The sequence below is a fragment of the Blautia sp. JLR.GB0024 genome (assembly GCF_037000545.1).
Lineage (GTDB): Bacteria > Bacillota > Clostridia > Lachnospirales > Lachnospiraceae > Blautia > Blautia celeris.
Genome location: NZ_JBANBF010000065.1, coordinates 1 through 233, shown reverse-complemented (window position 1 = coordinate 233; position 233 = coordinate 1). Strand labels below are relative to the sequence as shown.

Below are 233 nucleotides of genomic sequence, written 5' to 3'. Positions count from 1 at the left end.
CCCACTACCAGTTTGTTCTTCTCCGCGTCACGGATCCAGATGTAGTTATCCCTGTCCTGGCTCCTTCTGTTCGGGTCGATCACTTCCATGGCTGCATGGTCTGTGGCACGCAGGTCCTCCGGCTTGCCGGACAGACAGCACCAGCGGAACGGGCCGTATCCGTAGTCAAACAGCTCCGGTCCCAGGATATCCTCCACATAGGATGGGAAGATGAATCCTTCGCTTGTGTCCAC

General features: G+C 57.1%; 1 pseudogene. It reads right to left on the bottom strand.

The window, feature by feature from the left end:
• Positions 1-233: pseudogene (locus tag V8Q34_RS27460) on the bottom strand (urocanate hydratase); the annotation flags it as partial.